15 protein-coding genes are annotated in these 18,208 nt (G+C 56.8%); 14 read left to right on the top strand and 1 reads right to left on the bottom strand.

Features of this window, described 5'->3' with window-relative positions:
* The first annotated feature begins 98 nt into the window (after positions 1 to 98).
* The 13 genes from ABNH10_RS10690 to mscK all read left to right on the top strand — a co-directional run bounded on the left by ABNH10_RS10690 (position 99) and on the right by mscK (position 15,491).
* Positions 99 to 686 (top strand): TetR family transcriptional regulator, encoded by a 588-nt coding sequence (locus ABNH10_RS10690; RefSeq protein ID WP_349385912.1) that lies wholly within the window; start codon positions 99 to 101, stop codon positions 684 to 686.
* Positions 687 to 847: 161 nt separating this feature from the next.
* Positions 848 to 1,717: a MaoC family dehydratase gene (locus ABNH10_RS10685; protein WP_349385911.1), complete on the top strand. Its 870-nt coding sequence runs from the start codon at positions 848 to 850 to the stop codon at positions 1,715 to 1,717.
* A gap of 192 nt (positions 1,718 to 1,909) precedes the next feature.
* Positions 1,910 to 2,998: a tRNA 2-selenouridine(34) synthase MnmH gene (gene mnmH / locus ABNH10_RS10680; RefSeq protein ID WP_349385910.1), complete on the top strand. Its 1,089-nt coding sequence runs from the start codon at positions 1,910 to 1,912 to the stop codon at positions 2,996 to 2,998.
* A gap of 88 nt (positions 2,999 to 3,086) precedes the next feature.
* Positions 3,087 to 3,953 carry a putative selenate ABC transporter substrate-binding protein gene (locus tag ABNH10_RS10675; protein WP_349385909.1) on the top strand — a complete coding sequence of 289 codons (867 nt, stop codon included), beginning with the start codon at positions 3,087 to 3,089 and terminating at the stop codon, positions 3,951 to 3,953.
* Positions 3,954 to 3,973: 20 nt separating this feature from the next.
* Positions 3,974 to 4,651, top strand: coding sequence for an ATP-binding cassette domain-containing protein (locus tag ABNH10_RS10670; protein WP_349385908.1), 678 nt, complete (start codon positions 3,974 to 3,976; stop codon positions 4,649 to 4,651).
* Complete coding sequence (locus ABNH10_RS10665) at positions 4,605 to 6,155, top strand: PhnE/PtxC family ABC transporter permease (protein WP_349385907.1); 1,551 nt, start codon at positions 4,605 to 4,607, stop codon at positions 6,153 to 6,155. Before ABNH10_RS10670 ends, ABNH10_RS10665 begins: the two co-directional genes overlap by 47 nt.
* 71 nt (positions 6,156 to 6,226) lie before the next feature.
* Positions 6,227 to 6,655 carry a hypothetical protein gene (locus ABNH10_RS10660; RefSeq protein WP_349385906.1) on the top strand — a complete coding sequence of 143 codons (429 nt, stop codon included), beginning with the start codon at positions 6,227 to 6,229 and terminating at the stop codon, positions 6,653 to 6,655.
* A 72-nt stretch (positions 6,656 to 6,727) separates the two neighbouring features.
* Positions 6,728 to 7,501 carry a PhzF family phenazine biosynthesis protein gene (locus ABNH10_RS10655; protein WP_349385905.1) on the top strand — a complete coding sequence of 258 codons (774 nt, stop codon included), beginning with the start codon at positions 6,728 to 6,730 and terminating at the stop codon, positions 7,499 to 7,501.
* 10 nt (positions 7,502 to 7,511) lie between these two features.
* Entirely contained in the window at positions 7,512 to 9,728 is a 2,217-nt protein-coding gene (gene selD, locus ABNH10_RS10650; RefSeq protein WP_349385904.1) for a selenide, water dikinase SelD, read from the top strand.
* Between the two features lie 26 nt (positions 9,729 to 9,754).
* A complete protein-coding gene (locus ABNH10_RS10645; RefSeq protein ID WP_349385903.1) occupies positions 9,755 to 10,150 on the top strand; it encodes a PA2779 family protein in 396 nt (131 codons plus the stop codon).
* 15 nt (positions 10,151 to 10,165) lie between these two features.
* Positions 10,166 to 11,149, top strand: a complete 984-nt coding sequence (locus ABNH10_RS10640) for a PA2778 family cysteine peptidase (RefSeq protein ID WP_349385902.1) — start codon at positions 10,166 to 10,168, stop codon at positions 11,147 to 11,149.
* A 250-nt stretch (positions 11,150 to 11,399) separates the two neighbouring features.
* Positions 11,400 to 12,071, top strand: a complete 672-nt coding sequence (locus ABNH10_RS10635; RefSeq protein ID WP_349385901.1) for a tRNA/rRNA methyltransferase — start codon at positions 11,400 to 11,402, stop codon at positions 12,069 to 12,071.
* A 66-nt stretch (positions 12,072 to 12,137) separates the two neighbouring features.
* A complete protein-coding gene (mscK, locus tag ABNH10_RS10630; RefSeq protein WP_349385900.1) occupies positions 12,138 to 15,491 on the top strand; it encodes a mechanosensitive channel MscK in 3,354 nt (1,117 codons plus the stop codon).
* An 88-nt stretch (positions 15,492 to 15,579) separates the two neighbouring features.
* Here mscK and hmuQ read toward each other — a convergent pair whose 3' ends face one another.
* Complete coding sequence (gene hmuQ / locus ABNH10_RS10625; RefSeq protein WP_349385899.1) at positions 15,580 to 15,882, bottom strand: heme-degrading protein HmuQ; 303 nt, start codon at positions 15,880 to 15,882, stop codon at positions 15,580 to 15,582.
* Between the two features lie 293 nt (positions 15,883 to 16,175).
* On the opposite strand from hmuQ, the gene ABNH10_RS10620 reads away from it, so the two are divergent.
* Positions 16,176 to 18,068: a propionyl-CoA synthetase gene (locus ABNH10_RS10620; protein ID WP_349385898.1), complete on the top strand. Its 1,893-nt coding sequence runs from the start codon at positions 16,176 to 16,178 to the stop codon at positions 18,066 to 18,068.
* Positions 18,069 to 18,208: the final 140 nt, after the last annotated feature.

Here is an 18,208-nt window from a genome sequence, read left to right as displayed (position 1 = left end):
AGAGAATAAGCAACTGATTTTGGAGGCAAAAAACGATGACAAAGGAAAGCACCAGCAGAACTCGCAAGCCTAAACGGGGACAGACCCGGGAAGCACTGATGACGGCTGCGTTGGAGCTGGTGGTCAAAAAGGCCCCCTTTTCTGCCCTGAGTCTGCGGGAAGTCACCAAAAAAGCCGGGGTAGTACCGACTGCCTTTTATCGCCATTTCTCGGACATGAGTGCCATGGGCCTCACCTTGCTGGACGAATCCTTCCGTACTCTGCGCCAGATGATGCGCCAAGTACGCCAGCAGGAATTACCCGATGAGCGCATGTTGCGCAGCTCCATGGAAACTTACTTTACCTATGTGCGTAACAACCGTGCCCACTTCCTGTTCGTATCCAAGGAACTGGCAAGTGGCACCCCCACCATGCGCAATGCCATTCGCCGCGAAATCCGCATGTTCACCAACGAACTGGCCATGGACATGGCACGCTTCCCCTTCCTCGATCACGTTAATGCCGAAGACCTACAAATGATGGCAGGCCTGGTTGTTAACAATGTCACCGCATTGACTCAGGAAATGCTGGAACTGGACGAAACGGATGAAACGGGCCAGCAAGAAGTGCTGATTACCGCAGAGAAGCAACTACGCCTTATTTACTTTGGCGTAGGCATGTGGCGTTCAGACCAAAACCGTTCCTGAACAGGTCTCACGCTTTCTGGGCCTGTGTCGAGCACCCTGTGCTTAACTCACCAGCCACCCTGTCTATACGGCCAATAGCGACCCGGCTGCCCTGCTCTATACTCTTTTCACTGTCACCGTTGCCTTACATTGCAACGCTATCAACGGGAAAGGATTGAGTCATGAGTGAGGTCAAATTTCGCGAGCTACGTAATACACCGCCCATGGTGGTCAACTTTGCCAAGGCCGTATTACGTGCCACAGTTAAGCCGGGCAGTAACCCCACCCTGCCGGACGTGGGTCTACGCCTGAATGATGTCTCCCTCGATGAAAAGCATCTCGCCGCTTACCGAAAAGTGTGTGGGTTTGCCGCCGACGGCAAGCTGCCAGTGACCTATCCGCACATGCACGCCTTCCCATTACATATGGCGCTGATTCTTGCCGACGGCTTTCCTTTCCCTGCTATGGGCCTGGTGCATGTACGCAACAGCATCACCCAGTACCGCCCCATTACCGAGCGTGAACAACTTAACGTGAAGTGCTACTTGGGCAACCTGAAAAAAGTGGACAAGGGCTACGAATTTTCCATCTTCACCAGTGTAAGCACCGGTGGCGAACGGGTCTGGGAAAGTGAATCAGTGAACTTTTTCCGCAGCGGTGGCGGTAGCAGCAACAAAAAGAAAAACGCCCCCAAACCACAGCCGGCCACCGATACTGTGGAATGGAGGGTGCCTGGCGATATCGGCCGTCGCTACGGCGCCGTCTCCGGTGATCGCAATCCGATTCATTTATACGCGCTCTCGGCCAAACTGTTCGGTTTCAAACGCCAGATTGCCCACGGCATGTGGTCTAAAGCCCGCTGCCTGGCCGAGCTGCAGTACCAGTTGCCGGAAAACGCCTTCACCGTGGATGTGCAATTCAAGCTACCTATGTTCGTGCCTGCCACCGTGAAGTTCGAGAACAAGGCCGCCAACGGTGGCAGCGACTTCCGCCTGCTCGCCAAAGACGGCATCAAGCCGCACCTGGCCGGCCAGATCCGCCCGGCAAAGTAAAGTAACAGAGAGCTACAACCCTCAAGCTGCAACGTGGGTTGGCGCGGCGCCACACGGACCGCTCTGCCCACGAAATTCAGCTGAATGTTCAGAGTGAACCTTTGAAAAGGAAAACTGGCGACCACCCTCGGTTCCACATCCAATTTCCTGGCGTGTAGCGTGTAGCGTGTCGCTGGATTACACTCGCCAACCATGCGCGACGATACCTGTGATTACCTGTCCCTGTTCCTCAATGACACACCCTTGCTGGACGTGCGTGCCCCCGTGGAATTTGCCAAAGGCGCCTTTCCTGGTACCACCAATCTCGCTCTGATCAACGATGAAGAACGCCACCGCATAGGCATCTGCTACAAGCAGCATGGCCAACAGGCGGCGATTGATCTGGGCAACACGCTGGTTTGTGGCGAGGAGCGAGAACGGCGCCTATACGCTTGGCAGCATTGGTGGCAAACCAATCCCAACGGTTACCTGTATTGCTTCCGTGGCGGGCTACGTAGCCAGACGACCCAGGCGTGGCTGCGCGAAATCGGCATCGATGCCCCGCTAGTGACTGGTGGCTACAAGGCGCTGCGCCGATTTCTGATCGATGAAATGGAAGCCTGCATCGCCAACCTGCCGCTGGAGGTCCTGTGTGGCCGCACCGGCTGCGCCAAAACACGAGTCATTGAGCAACAAACCAACGCTATCGATCTGGAAGGCCTTGCCCACCATCGCGGTTCCTCCTTTGGTCGTCGCCCAGGTGGCCAGCCCAGCCAAATTGATTTCGAAAATAGCCTGTCCATTGCTCTGATCAAACAACGTGCCGCACAGCCTGTAAGCATTCTGGTGGAAGACGAAAGCAAACTGATCGGCCGCTGTCACCTGCCTTTTTCCCTGCAAGACCAGATCAAATCGCAACCACGTATCATCATTGAAGAATCGCTGGAGTCCCGCGTTCAGGTAACGCTGGAAGATTACGTCATCGGCCCATTGCAGGAGTATGCCCGCTACTTCGGTGAACACGACGCTCTCAACCAACTCGGTGACGAATTACTGGCGTCCATGGATCGCATTCGCCGCCGCCTGGGGGGCATTCGCCACCAGCAACTTCGTCAACAGCTTCAGGAAGCCTTGGCCGTGCAAGCAAACTGCGGCAATACCGAGCTGCACCGCGAATGGATCCACAGCCTGCTCGCCGATTACTACGACCCCATGTACGACTACATGTTGTCGCGCCGGGCGGGCACTATCCTGTTCCAGGGTAGCCGAACTGAGGTCAGTGCTTTCCTTAACCGTCGCTGAGCAATATCACCGCCAGGCCGCTATACTGCATAAGCGTTCCTTGCCGAATCCAACATTCCTTAAGCCTCCCTATTGAACGGAGACAACGATGCGTTTGAAACTTCTTGTTGCACTGGTTGCTGCCCTGCTGCTCTCTGCCTGTAATGACCCCCACACCGGCACCTTCATCTTTACCGCCATCCCCGACCAGGATGAGTCTCAGCTGGAAAAGCGGTTCGGCACCATCGCCCTTTATCTGGAAGACCAACTGGGCGTACCGGTAAAATACGTTCCGGTGAAATCCTACGCTGCCGCCGTTACCGCCTTTCGTAACGATGAAGTACAAATGGCCTGGTTTGGCGGTTTATCCGGTGTTCAGGCCCGTCGTCTTGTCCCCGGCTCCCAGGCCATTGCACAGGGCCAGGAAGACACTGCCTTCAAGTCTTACTTCATCGCCAACAGCAGCACCGGGCTCAAGCCTGTAGAGACACTGGGTGAAGACTTCATTGCACAACCGTCATTTACCTTCGGTTCCAAAGGCAGCACCTCGGGCCGCCTGATGCCGGAATTCTATCTGCGCGATACGTTCAATGAAGCGCCGGACAAGCTGTTCGAAAAAGTCGGTTTCTCCGGCGACCACAGCCGCACCATTGCACTGGTACAAAGCGGCGCCTACGCCACTGGCGCGGTGAACTTCAAGGTTTGGGAGCGTGAGCTGGCGGAAGGCAAAATTGACACCAGCAAAGTCAGTGTCATCTGGGAAACTCCCAGCTACCCCGACTACCACTGGACAGTACGTGGCGATCTGAATGAGCGTTTTGGCGACGGCTTTAGCCAGCGCGTTACCGAGGTATTGCTGGCCATCGACGATCCGGTGCTGCTGAAAGCGTTCCCCCGTGAGAAGTTTGTACCCGCGTCCAATGCGGACTATGCCCCCATCGAGGAAACCGCCAACGCCATTGGCCTGTTGGACTAACGGCCACGGTCAGCACTGACGTGTTCCATTTTCAGCAGGCCCAGCTGGGGCATGGCGATCAGGTTGTCTTTTCTGACCTGACGCTAACCATCGGGCAAGGGGAAAGAGTCGCCCTGCTCGGCCCCTCTGGTGCCGGCAAATCCACCCTGCTGGATGCCCTGCGCAACCAGCAGGAGAGCGCCTGTGCCTGGTGCCCTCAGGCTGGCGCCTTGGTGCCCATGCTTAGCGTGTTCCACAACATCTACATGGGCGCCCTGTCACGCAATGGCACTCTCACTAATCTGCGGAATCTGATTGCTCCTAGTCGCCATGAGCGTGAACAAATTGGCGCCTTGGCCACCGATCTGTCTCTGCACGACAAACTGTTCACCAGTATCGACCAGCTCTCCGGTGGCCAGGCGCAACGCGCCGCACTGGGCCGGGCGCTCTATACCCACCGCCCGATTCTACTGGCCGATGAACCGGTATCCAGCCTGGACGAACATCAAGGCCTTGCCTTGCTGACCCTGTCGCTGGCCCGCCATGACAGTGCCGTAATCGCCCTGCACGATCGAGCGCTGGCGCTGGCCTGCAGCGATAGAATCATTGGCCTGAACCACGGCAAAGTCGTACTCGATGCCGCCACCCATTCGCTGTCACTCAGCGATCTGGATGCGTTGTATCAGGACGCTTCATACCAACACCGCTCGTATCAGTGAACACCCCACCATGAAACCGGCCAGCGCCCCATTGAACACCACCGCCAGTCGCTGGCGACGCACCACCGGTGGCATCGCCCTGGCCGGCCTGCTGGCACTGTTGCTGGCCGATATGGAAATCGCCCGTTCCAGCCCCGGCCAAGAACTGTTGCGCATGGGCAAGGGGTTTCTCGCCCCGGACTTCTTTGCCACCGAACAACTGGGCAAAGCACTGGCCAATACGCTGGCCTTTGCCTGGCAAGGCACGGCGCTGGCCGCCCTGTTCGGCTTCTTTATGGCGATCTGCTGGTCTTCACGTGCCGTGCGCGGTTTCGCCGCCAGCATCCGCGCCATCCATGAATTATTCTGGGGCCTGCTGCTATTGCAGGTTGCCGGGCTGAGCACGCTCACCGGGGTACTGGCCATCGCCATTCCCTATGCGGGCATCTTTGCCAAAGTATTCGGGGAATTTCTCGAAGAGGCAGACCCAGCCCCCTCCCATGCATTACCCGCCAGCACCGCCACGATCAGCCGCTTTTTCTTCGCGCGCCTGCCGCTGGTCTGGCAGGCCTTCAAAGCCTATGGCAGCTACCGGCTAGAATGCGCCCTGCGCGCCTCCGCCATTCTGGGTTTTATCGGTTTGCCTACCCTGGGCTTCCATCTGGAAACTGCGTTTCGTGAAGGCGTCTACGACCAGGGCGCCGCCCTGCTCTACCTCTTTTTTGCACTTATTTTCACCCTGCGCTGGTGGCTGCGCCCTGGCTTGATTCCGCTTTACCTGATTGCTGCCGTGGCCTGGGCGCCGCCCCTTTTTACCGGCAATCTGGACACTCTGGTCCGCTTTATCACCGTGGATCTGGTGCCCGCCCCCCGGCGTCAAGGCGGTGGCCTGCTGGAACTGAGCCAATGGTTTGCCATGCTCTGGCAGCAACAACTATGGCCCGGTCTCTGGCAAACGGTGGTGCTGGGTCTGGCAGCTCTGCTGCTTACCGGCATCCTTGCCTTGTTACTGTTCCCCCTCACCTCGCCGCTATTCGGCAACCGGATCAGCCGCAGTGTTGGCCATGGCATTCTGGTAGTACTTCGCACCACCCCGGAATTCTTTCTGGCGTTCTTCTTCCTGATTCTGCTGGGCCCTTCCATGCTTCCCGGCATTTTCGCTCTTGCTCTGCACACCGGCGCCATCGTCGCCCACCTGACCGGCCGCTTCAGTGAAACCCTGCGTCTGCGAGCGGACGCGCCGACCGGGATCAACCGCTACGCCTACGAGGTGTTGCCGCGCATCAGCCCCAACCTGCTGGCCTTCTTGCTCTATCGCTGGGAGGTAATCATGCGCGAAACAGCGGTGCTGGGGATCCTTGGCATTCACACCTTGGGTTTTTATATTGATTCCAGTGTGGCGGAATTCCGCTTTGACCGAACCGCCCTGTTGATCCTGGCCACGGTGTTGCTCAATCTGGGCGTGGATGCCCTGTCGCGGGGATTGCGCAAACGGCTAAGGCTGAAGCCGGAGCTGGGCTTATAAAAAGATAGACCCGGCTTTAAAAATAAAGCCTAACGGTGTGCTCTAATTTATAACTATCAAAGGGATTTGGAATGCTTGTAACCAAAACAGGAAATCTAATCAACGAAGAACACCAGCCAGTCTCATGCAGCAGCGTTGAAGATTTACGAACAATTCTCTCTGGCATGAGCTGGCAACAATTATCAGCTATAAAAATCGAGAAAGACGGAATGGCCATAGAGGGTTCAGGGTCGACAGAAGACGGCTTTTCCGTTGTGCTCTATGAGTCGAATACTGAATCAGTAACGCCTACTGATCCGACTTTCGATGACATGGCCGACATCCTCAACAGATTTTATGACGGCGATAGTGAGTGGAGAAACAACCGCGCATGGGAAACTCCAAAGCCCCCACAAAGAAAAGAGAACATATCTCCATCACGCTCCGGGCTTCTTTTGAAAATCATTATCTTTTTTGCTGTTGGTTATGCCGTAGCTCAATTATTGAACGCTAGCGGTTAATAACCAGTCGTTGAACGGCTAGCCTCCACAATACAATGGCAGTTATCGTCAACTTCACAGCCAAGGCAACCTATGAAACTCTACCAAGTCGATGCCTTTACCTCTTCCCTTTTTGCCGGCAACCCGGCAGCGGTGGTGCCACTGGAGCGCTGGCTGGATGATGCCCTGCTACAAAACATTGCGCTGGAAAACAACCTATCGGAAACCGCCTTTCTGGTGCCCGACGAACAAGGCTACGCGTTGCGCTGGTTTACCCCGACAGTCGAAGTCGATCTGTGCGGCCATGCCACGCTCGCTGCTGCTTGGGTGGTCTTCCATGCTCTGGGATTTCCCGGTGAACGGGTACGCTTTTCCACAGCCTCCGGCCCCTTGTTCGTCACCCGTAGCGGGCAAACGTTGAGTCTGGATTTTCCGTCACGGCCAGCCCATGCGCTCACCGATCTCACCCCGTTCTCGCAAGCGCTGGATTTACCCATTCGCGAGGTGCTACAGGCTCGCGATACTTTGGTCATCGTGGACAGCGCCGACCAGGTGCGTCATTTTCAGCCTGACTTCACCGCCATCGCAGCACTGGATACCTTCGCAGTAATGATTTCTGCCCCCGGTGAAGATTGTGATTTTGTCAGCCGTTTTTTTGCCCCGGCCAAAGGCGTTCCGGAAGACCCGGTCACCGGATCAGCCCATTGCACGCTGGTGCCCTACTGGGCGGAAAAACTCGGCAAGACACATCTTCATGCCCGCCAGCTGTCTGCCCGTGGTGGAGAATTACACTGTCAGCTAAACGGCGATCGCGTCACCCTTAGTGGAACCGCACGCTGCTACCTGCAAGGCGACCTTCAACTGTGATGATGCCACTGTGATAAGCCCCTCCGCCCATTACGACCTGGTCTTTGTCGGCGCCGGCCATAGCCATGCGCTGGTCCTGCGTATGCTGGCCATGAAACCGGTTCCCGGTGTGCGCCTGACGCTGGTTTCCCCCGACAGCCTCAGCGCCTACTCCGGCATGTTGCCGGGGCTGATCGCCGGCCACTACAGCCTGGATGACACCCACGTGGATGTGTACCGGTTGTGTCAGGCCAGCGGCTGCCGCTTTATTCAAGCCAGCGTGACCCAGCTGGACCCGCAACAGCGACAATTACAGCTCAGCGATGGCAGCCAACTGGCCTACGACTGGTTAAGTCTGGACGTGGGCGCCACTCCGGATTTGAGCCCTCTCGGGGGCAGCCACCCCCGTGTGGTCCCGGTGAAACCCGTGGCCAGTTTCTATGCCCGCTGGCAACAACTCAGCCAACACGCCGAACGGCAATCGCCCTCGTTGGCAGTGATCGGCGCCGGGGCCGGCGGTACCGAGATGGCCCTGGCCATGGCCCAACATTTCCAGCGCCATCAGCAACCGGCACAAATTCAATTGATCACCAGCGGCAATCTACTGCCGGGCTTTCCTGCCAGCGTGCGCGAGAAAATGCACAAGCGGCTGCAAGCCCACAACGTCACCCTGCATACCGACAGTCGCGTTCATTGTGATGCTCATCAGCAACTGCATATGGGAGATCAGCCACTCACCGCCCAATGGGTGCTCTGGTGCACCGGGGTACGGGGCTTACCGATACTGGAAAACAGCGGCCTTGAGTGCGACGAACGCGGTTTTGTGCGGGTCACGGAAACCCTGCAAACGGCCACTGATAAACGCATTTTTGCCGCAGGTGATTGTGCCGCCTTCCCTACGCCGCTGCCCAAGGCCGGGGTCTATGCTGTTCGCCAGGCTCGCACCCTGGCCACCAACCTACGCGCCGTCATTCAAGGCCAACCGCTAGTCGCCTATCGCCCGCAATCCCGTTTCCTGTCGCTGCTGTCCACCGGCGGCAAAGACGCCATTGCCAGCCGTGGCGGCAGGCTGTCTATTGCCGGACACTGGGTATGGCGCTGGAAGGATCACATCGACCGGGCGTTCATGGCCAAGTTCGATCAGCAGCTTCCGAGCATGCCCCCTGTTCCCGCTGATCCAGATACATTGCATTGCGCCGGTTGCGGCGCCAAGGTGGGCAGTGACGCCTTGCATGCGGCGCTTGCCGAGCTGCAACCGGTGGTGAACCCCGGCATCGAGGCCGGTGTGGATGCCGCCGATGACGCGGCCATTATTGATTGGCCTGCCGGGCAGCGACTGGTGCAGAGCCTGGATTTCTTTCCCGCCTTTATCGATGAGCCTTACCTGTTCGGCCGTATCGCCGCGCTGCACAGCCTCAGCGACGTGTACGCCATGAATGCCCAACCCCATTCGGCTCTGGCCAACATCACCCTGCCCTGGCATCACCCGCGGCTGCAGGGCCGGGACCTGCAACGGATGATGGCAGGCGCGGTTCGCGAGCTGAATGCCGCAGGCTGCACCCTGGTAGGTGGGCACACCATCGAAGGGCCACAGATGGCCGCCGGGTTCACCGTCAACGGCCAGGCCGACCCGACACAGCTCTGGCACAAACACGGCGCCCGTGACGGCGACCGTTTGATCCTCACCAAACCACTGGGCAGCGGGGTGCAATTGGCCGCCTTGATGCAGGCGAATAGCGGTCATGCCTCCGCATTCCACGGCCCCTGGCTAGATACCACGCTGCGCCACCTGCTGATCAGCAACCATTTTGCCCAACAGGCCTTGCAAGGTTTACCGGTCAACGCCTGCACCGACATCACCGGCTTCGGGTTGCTCGGTCATCTCTATGAAATCAGCCAGCAAAGCCGGGTTATTCTGGCCGTGGACTGCCATAAGGTTCCCCTGCTGCCCGGCACGCTCTCGTTAATTGAACAAGGTGTGGCTAGCACCCTTAGTGACGCCAACCGCCAAATACTGGTGCACTGCCAACAGCAGCAACCGGTGGCCGAGGCATTACTCACCGCGCTGTGCGATCCGCAAACCGCTGGGGGGTTGTTATTTTGCCTGCACGCTGACTATGCCAAACAGGCACTGCAACGGCTTGATAGCAAAGGCATTGCAGCGACGGACATCGGTAAAGTCCTTGTAAAAAAACCTTTTAATGATGCCGCCATTCTTTTGAATAGCGGCCACACTGGTAAAGTATAGCCATCAATAATCGAGGAGATTGCTTCATGACCCCATCCAAACGCGTTACCGGAATGCTTAGTGCCTTTGTTTTGCTGTTTATGCAGGTGCTCATTGTGCCCGCCGCGCAGGCCGCCATGATTGGTAATGACACTGTAATCCAGCAACAGGATCGCGCCGCCATGAAGCAGCAGGTCATGCAGTTAATGGATCATAAAGTGGCAGCCCAGGCGTTGAGCGAATACGGCGTGAACCAAGAGCAAGTAAGCCAGCGCCTGGATCGACTCACCCATGCCGAGCTGCAACAGCTAGCCCAGAAATCGGAAGCGTTACCCGCCGGCCAAGGCGTATTAGGCGTCGTGCTTGCTATCATTCTAGTGCTGGTGATTTTGGATTTGCTCGGCGCTACCGATGTCTTCCCAGTAATCGACCCGGTTAATTAAGCGGCCGGCAAGCTGATGATGACTACAGCGCTGCCCGGATCTCTCGCCACTCTATTGACAGCCGCCCTGCTCGCTTTGGGTGGCTGTCAGAGTGTGCCGCCTCCGCAAAGTGCCACAGTGCACACCTCCCAGCAGGTAGTAGTTCCTTTTGTCCCCCAAGACGCCTACCAGTGTGGCCCCGCCGCACTGGCAATGATGTTGCAATGGGCGGGAAAGCCTGTCAGCGCGGACGCCCTAGTGGACGAAGTCTGGCTCCCGGAGCGCAAAGGATCGCTGGGTATTGAACTGCGTGCCGCCGCCCGCAGCCGCGGTTTAATGGCCTACCCGGTGGAATCCGCCGATCACCTGTTTCAAGAGTTGCAGGTCAACCGGCCGGTGCTGGTGATGCAAAATCTGGCGCTACCAAGTTGGCCAAAGTGGCACTTCGCGGTGGTTACCGGCTATCGAGATCAGGGCGATACTGTGGTATTGCACAGCGGCACAGCGCAGAGCGACACCAGCCACTGGAACCGCTTTATCCGCACTTGGGCAAGAGCCGACCAATGGGGATTCACCTTGATCGCCCCCGGCCAGCTCCCCGCCAGCGCCGAACCGGAAGCACTATTGCGCGCCATCTCTCCCTTACCGAATAATATCGACTTCTGGCCAGCGGCCGTAGAGGCATTCCCACAAAACGGCCCATTGTGGTTTGGCTATGGCAATGCCCTGTGGCAACAAAATAAGAAGACACAGGCGCGGGCAGCCTTTGAAAAGGCCGTGCGTAATGAACCGGAATTGGCCGCTGCCTGGAATAACTTGGCCTATGCTCAGATGGCCACGGGAGATAAACAGGACGCCCGCAAAAGTATCTGCCAGGCCTTAGCGCTGGCTCCAGACGATACCGAGATCCAGGCGAGTGCCCGCGAAATCGGCAACCAGCCCTGCCCAAACGCCAGCATGTCGCCCTCCTCTTCGCCGACGCCTCAAACTGAGTATCCAGACTGCTGTGCCTCTCACTGATCTCGCTAGTCAGGCAGGTTTTTGGCCGGTTATCATATTCGTGGCCGGTGGGTACGAGCGCGGCCTAGGGAGCCCTCCCCCATTATTCCTCCCGCCCATTATTGACGCACAAAAATAGCTGTTTCTAACAACCCCCCTCCGAGCATGGGTTTTATCACCCCTTCTATCTACCGCCCTCTTTTCTGCAAACCGTGCCCACGCCTCGTATAGAATGGACAGAAATACACACGGCAAGAACAAGTGACCATAAATGGATATTGTTTTTATTCTGGTGGAACCCGCTCGCGGGGAAAACATTGGCGCCGCTGCCCGTGCTATTAAAACCATGGGCTTCTCCCAGTTACGGCTGGTAAACCCCGGCGACATGACCGCCGCCCGCTGGGTGGCGCACCACAGTAACGACGTGCTGGAGCAAGCCATGATCGTGGATTCCCTGGAGCAGGCCCTGGTAGATGTAGACCTGAGCATCGCCTGCACCGCCCGGCACCGCTTGCAAAAAGATCGCTACGTGGATGCAGATCGCTGTGCCGCACTGGTGGCGGGCAAGGGAAACAGCGTACAGCGAGTGGCTATCGTTTTTGGCCGGGAAGCCAGCGGCCTCACCGGCGACGAGGTGGGCCGTTGCGACCTGGCTAGCAGTATTCCACTGGCGCAGCAGCAGCCATCGCTGAATCTGGCGCAGGCGGTAATGATCTACGCCTGGGAATTGCGCAAGCAACCTGCTGTAAACGTAACAGAACCGGACCCGGCCACGTTTTCCCATACGCGCCAGGCCTTGCATCAGCAGCTTGCCGCGCTGCAAATACAACCCAATGAAAACCTGCACCAATGGGTGAATGAATTGCTGCCCCTGGCTAACGACCGGGAACTGGGCCTGGTTCGCCAATTACTTCGCCGATTATCATCGCCGGGAAAGCATTAACCCCGACCCTGTGATACAAAGATACCCATACTTTGATACCCATACTTTCCAAGAGCCCTCGTTGTTATGGATCGACGCCTGCCTCTCGTCTTGCTGATATTGCTACCCGTTCTCGCTATTGCGCAACCCGGCAGTTTTTCCCTGCCCGGTGTCGGCGACCTGCAAAAGCAGCTCACCGGTACCAGTGACCAAAAAAGCGACGGCACGGATAATCCGGAAAAGGAACAGCTCAAGGAAACCCTGAAATTCCGTCAGGAAATCGATAGCAGCCAAGAAAAAATCAAAGAACTGAAAACCTTTTCTCAGCAAGCCCTCAGCCAGCGCACACGCCTCAACGCCGAACTGACACGCCTACGTCAGCAGCGGGGAACCGACTGGGAAAAACACTACGCCAGCGTCTCACTGGACAATCTGGTACAAGCGTTGGTCAATGAGCTCAATGCTCTGGAAAAAAACCAGGAAGACTTAGCTGACGCCAACAGCGATCTGACCCGGGCACAAACACTGCCACAGCAAGCCCAGAACATGATCAGCCAGGCCATGGATCGACAGGACATCATCCGCACCCGCCTTAACCAGGGGACCGATGAGGAAGGGGAAACCTTATCTGAAATGCAAACCCGGGCACTGAATACGGAAATGAAGGCGCTGGAGTCACGCATCGAGCGTTACAACCAGGAACTGGCTATCGTCGACAAGCAACAGGACATTGCCCGCCTAAGGCAACAAACTGACAAGCAACAACAGCTCATCATCGAAAAAAAGCTAGATGCTCTGCAACCACTGATCAATGAGCGTCGCCTCAATCAACTGGAAGAAACCGCCAACTCCCCGGAAACCGACCTTCCGCAAAGCGTACTTGAGCATCCTCAGGTGCGCAAAGCCATGGAAAAAAACCGAGCGCTGCGCGAACAACTGGCTAACGCCAGTGAAAACGTGAACAGCCTGCTGCGTGAAGCAGTCAATATCAAAACCGAGCTAGACAAGGCACGCTCTCTTTCATCCACCGTCAACGACCAGATCCGAATGCTCGATGGCAGCTTATTGCTCTCTCGCATCCTATACGAACAGCAAAAGAGCCTGCCCCAGGATCAGGACGAGATGAATCTGGACAGGGAAATTTCCGATGCTCGCCTCAGCCAGTTTGATATTGAACAAGCCATGCAAACCCTAAGCGGGGCCCCTCTGCCCTCACGGGCCGAGATTAACAAACCCTTGTCCCCCACATTGGAGCAAGCATTCTCTATTCTTCGTGAAGAGCGCTTGGCCATATACGATCAGTTAAGCCAAGAGCTAAGTCGACAGCTGGCTATCCTCACCCGCACCCAGCTCAGTTATGAGCAACTACGCAAAATCACTCGCAGCTTGCATAACACCATTTCCGAGCAAACCTTTTGGATGCCCAGCAACCAGTCACTCAGTTTCGAGTGGCTCGGCAAGCTACCCAAAGAATTGATGGAACAAGTCAAAACCATTCCCTGGGATGATTTACTGGAGGGATCTAGCGACCTATTGAACCGTAAGTGGCCTTGGTTAATTGGCCTCATGATCCCCGCGGTTTTATTAATGGTTGTGCGCAATAAACTGAAATCGCGTATTGGGGAGATGAACGATGATGTGGGCCTCCTGCGACGCGACAGCCAAGCACATACGCCCTTAAGCCTGCTTTATACCTTTTTAATCGCTGCACCAATCCCGCTGTTTCTTTCCATGCTCGCCGCCGGCTTATGGGTGCAACCTGGCACTTTTACCAGTGTCATGGGCGCCGCAGTAGCTCAAATCGCCCTCCTATGGCTAGTATTTGAAGTGCTCTATCGTCTACTCAAGAACAATGGCGTCGCACAACGTCATTTCCGTTGGAACATGGAGTACAACAAACAAATGCGCCGGCGCTTGCTGGTAACTGGGCTGGCGCTCATTCCGCTTACCTTATTGGTTGCTTTTGGTGATCAATGGCCCGCTCAATTGAGTAATGACCGTCTCGGCCTGGTCATCATGATGACCTCCATGATCGCCATCATGGTAAGCCTGCCTTGGGTCGCCCAGTCATACCCCGGCCGCCATTACAGCCGCACCATGCGCACCTTCGCCACGGCGCTATGTATTCTTGCCCCGCTCACTCTCATCGTGCTCACTGGTGTGGGTTACTACTACACATCAGTACGGCTCACTGGACACATGATATACAGCCTGTACCTGATTGCGCTGTGGATTGTCCTTGATGCCACCGCTGTACGCGGGCTCGCCGTGGCTGCCCAGCGGCTATCCTATAAGCGGGCCGTGGCCCAGCGCGAAGCAGAACAAAAAGAAGAGACCAGCAGCGCTGAGGCTGTTGAAGTGGAAGAGCCGCAATTGGACCTAAAACAAGTCAACCAACAGTCTCTGCGCCTTATCCGCTTGGCACTAGTCGCTGTTATTGGTTTATTGGTCTACTGGGTTTGGTCAGATGTGCTGTATGCCTTAGCTTATACCGACAACATTGTCCTGTGGGAAACCGCCGAAGGCACGGGCCAAGCCGCCACCACCTCGCCCATCAGCCTTGGCGATGTGATGGCCTCCCTGATCATCGGTGTAGTGACCTTTCTACTGGCCAGTAATCTACCTGGGCTCCTGGAAGTGTTAGTGCTATCACGGCTAGACCTTCGCCAAGGCACCAGTTATGCCACTACCACCCTGCTCTCCTACGTCATAGTGGCCAGCGGCATCATACTCACCCTTGGCGCCCTAGGGCTCAGTTGGGACAAGATGCAATGGCTGGTAGCGGCACTGGGCGTGGGCCTGGGCTTTGGCCTGCAAGAAATATTCGCCAACTTTATTTCCGGCATCATCCTGCTATTCGAACGGCCCATCCGCATTGGTGACGTGATTACCATTAACAACTTGGACGGCACGGTCAGCCGCATTCGCATTCGCGCCACCACGCTGATCGATTTCGACCGCAAAGAAATTCTGGTTCCCAACAAGGTATTCGTCACCGAGAGGCTGATTAACTGGTCTCTGTCCGACACCGTGACTCGGATCATCCTCAAGGTGGGCTTTGCCTACGGCTCCGATTTACAGAAGTGCCGCGACATCCTGCTACAAGCGGCCAAAAAAAACGGCCGAGTGTTGCGCGACCCTGAACCGGTGGTGCTGTTTATGGGCTTCGGTGCCAGCACCCTGGACCATGAACTGCGCATCCATGTGGATAATATCAACGACCGCTTGGCCGCCACCGATGAGATTAACCGCCACATTGATGCCATGTGCAACGAGCACGGTGTGGAAATTGCCTTCAGCCAGCTGGATATTCATATCCGCAACAGCAACGGCGAGCAGCTAAACCTGGAAACCCATTCGGCTGAAGACAATGGGGATACCACCGCCCCCTCCTCGGATGCCAACGACGGCAAATCCAATCAGACCAAGGATCCGAAATAATCACCGCAGCATAGGCGCGGCGCTGGCGGCGCGATCGCTGGCTGCGTTCAAGGCAAGGGGCATCGCGCCGCCAGCGGCGGAGTCAGCTCTACAGCACCACCTCAAAACATTCCAACTGCGGTGGCCCCAGGTAGATATCCCGGCGTGCACCCGCGTTGGCATGGGCCTTGCGGAACGCCTCGGACTTGGTCCAGCCTTCAAATGCTTCACGCGATTCCCAGGTGGCGTGGGATGAGAACAACGTGTACTCCTCGTTGCTCGCGCCCTGCAGAAGGTGAAAACTCTTGAAACCCGGCACCTCTTTCAGGAACGTGTCCCGCCCTTTCCAAATCTCTGCAAAATCCTGTTCACAGCCCAGTTTGATCTTGAAGCGGTTCATGGCGATATACATCTCACCCTCCGTCATTGTGAATGTGGCCCCATGGTGACGCACTCGCGCAAAAAGTGCATTGACGTAAACACGCACTACTTCTTCACGAGCCCGCCCACCGTAGCCCTCAATTTTGAACTTAAGTCTAATTTTTTACAGGTCCACCCTCGTCTAGCATAAAATCACACAACGCAACCCTGTGTTCTGGCCGACAGTTGCCCAAAAAGTGCCCCGATACCCGCCAGATTGCCTTCCCGTTACCCAATCCGAGCGGGGGGGGGGAGAAATCGGCTACAAACAAAAAGAGGTCCAGCATGAGCTACCAACAGGAATATTCCGCATCCATTACCACACCGGAAGCGTTCTGGGCCGCCAAGGCCCGCCAACTGGACTGGTTCAGCTTTCCCTCTACCATTCTCGGCAAAGATGAAAACGGCATTGATCGCTGGTTTACCGATGGCGTGCTGAACACCGCCCACATGGCACTAGACGCCAACGTGGCCGCAGGCCGTGGTGACCAGGTGGCCATCTATTACGACTCGCCCGTCACCAACAGCAAACAAGCCATCAGCTATGCCGAGCTCACCGACCGGGTGGCCATCTTCGCCGGCGCACTACAGCAACAAGGGGTGAAAAAAGGCGATCGGGTGCTGATCTACATGCCCATGATTCCCGAAGCCGCCGTGGCCATGCTCGCCACTGCACGCCTTGGCGCCATTCACTCCGTGGTATTTGGCGGGTTTGCTGCCCATGAACTGGCCGTGCGTATTGATGACGCACAACCCAAGGTCATTGTCTCGGCTTCTTGCGGAGTGGAAGTGAACAAGCTCATCCATTACAAGCCGCTGGTGGATGCTGCTATTGAGCAGGCAGAGCACAGACCGGAACACAGCATTATTTACCAACGCCCCCAGGCCAAAGCCGAACTGAAGGTCGATCGGGATCTGGACTGGCAAGCGGTTGTTTCCGCCGCTAGCCCCGTAGAGTGCACCCCGGTTCTGGCCACCGATCCGCTGTATATCCTCTATACCTCCGGCACCACCGGCAAACCTAAAGGGGTTATCCGCGACAATGGCGGCCACGCCGTGGCCATGCATTACAGTATGAAAGCCATCTACAATATGGACCCAGGTGACACTTTCTGGGCCGCTTCAGACGTGGGCTGGGTAGTCGGCCACTCCTACATTGTCTATGCCCCTCTGCTCGCAGGCCTATCCAGCGTGCTCTATGAAGGCAAACCGGTACGCACACCCGACGCCGCCGCTTTCTGGCGGGTAGCAGAAGAATACAAGGTAAAAGCCCTGTTCTCCGCGCCCACAGCATTTCGCGCGATTAAGAAAGAAGACCCTAACGCCGAAGGCATCAAGCAACATGATCTATCGGCCTTGGAAACAATTTTCATGGCCGGCGAGCGCCTGGACCCGCCCACCTACGAATGGGTTAAGGGGATCACCGGCTTGCCAGTCGTAGACCACTGGTGGCAAACCGAAACCGGCTGGGGCATCTGCGCCAACCTCATGGGCATTGATCCCAAGCCCTGCAAGCCCGGCTCCGCTACCTTGCCCGCCCCCGGCTACGATATACGCATCCTAGATGACAACGGCAACGAACTAGGCCCCAACCAGCAGGGCAACGTGGCGATCAAACTGCCACTACCTCCCAGCTGCCTCCCCTCCATCTGGGGCAATCATTCTCGCTTCCTCGCAGGCTACCTGGAACAGTTCCCCGGCTATTACACCTCCGGAGATGGTGGCTACAAAGATGCAGACGGCTACGTGTTCATCATGGGCCGCACCGACGACGTGATTAACGTAGCCGGCCACCGCCTTTCCACCGGCGAAATGGAAGAGGTGCTCGCCGGCCACCCCGCCGTGGCCGAATGCGCCGTAATCGGTATTGCTGACGACCTGAAGGGCCAAGTCCCCCTAGGGCTGGTATTACTCAAAGATGGTACAGACGTGAACGCCGCCACCCTCAACCAAGAGCTGGTCGCCCGTATCCGCCAAGAGATCGGCGCTGTCGCCTGCCTGAAAGACACCCTCATCACCCAGCGCCTACCCAAAACCCGTTCCGGCAAGATCCTGCGTAAATTACTGCGCCAGATAGCCAATGGCGAGCAATACAACATTCCATCCACCATTGATGATCCAGCGAGTATTCCGGAGATTGAGGGTTTGCTAAAGGAGAGAGCGCTAATTAGCGGCTAACACCATCATCCTGTCCTGATCGCTTTCTGGAAGACGGCAATTAACCCTGAAACCGTCTGCACGAACCGGAAGTCGTGTGTATCGGCAAGGGTAAATGCCCACCCTGATCAGCAACACCGACAAAACAGTAGCGAGCCCAT

The organism is Alcanivorax sp. (assembly GCF_040119285.1).
Lineage (GTDB): Bacteria > Pseudomonadota > Gammaproteobacteria > Pseudomonadales > Alcanivoracaceae > Alcanivorax.
The sequence above is the reverse complement of the archived record's forward strand: the minus strand, read 5'-3'. Positions and strand labels throughout refer to the sequence as shown.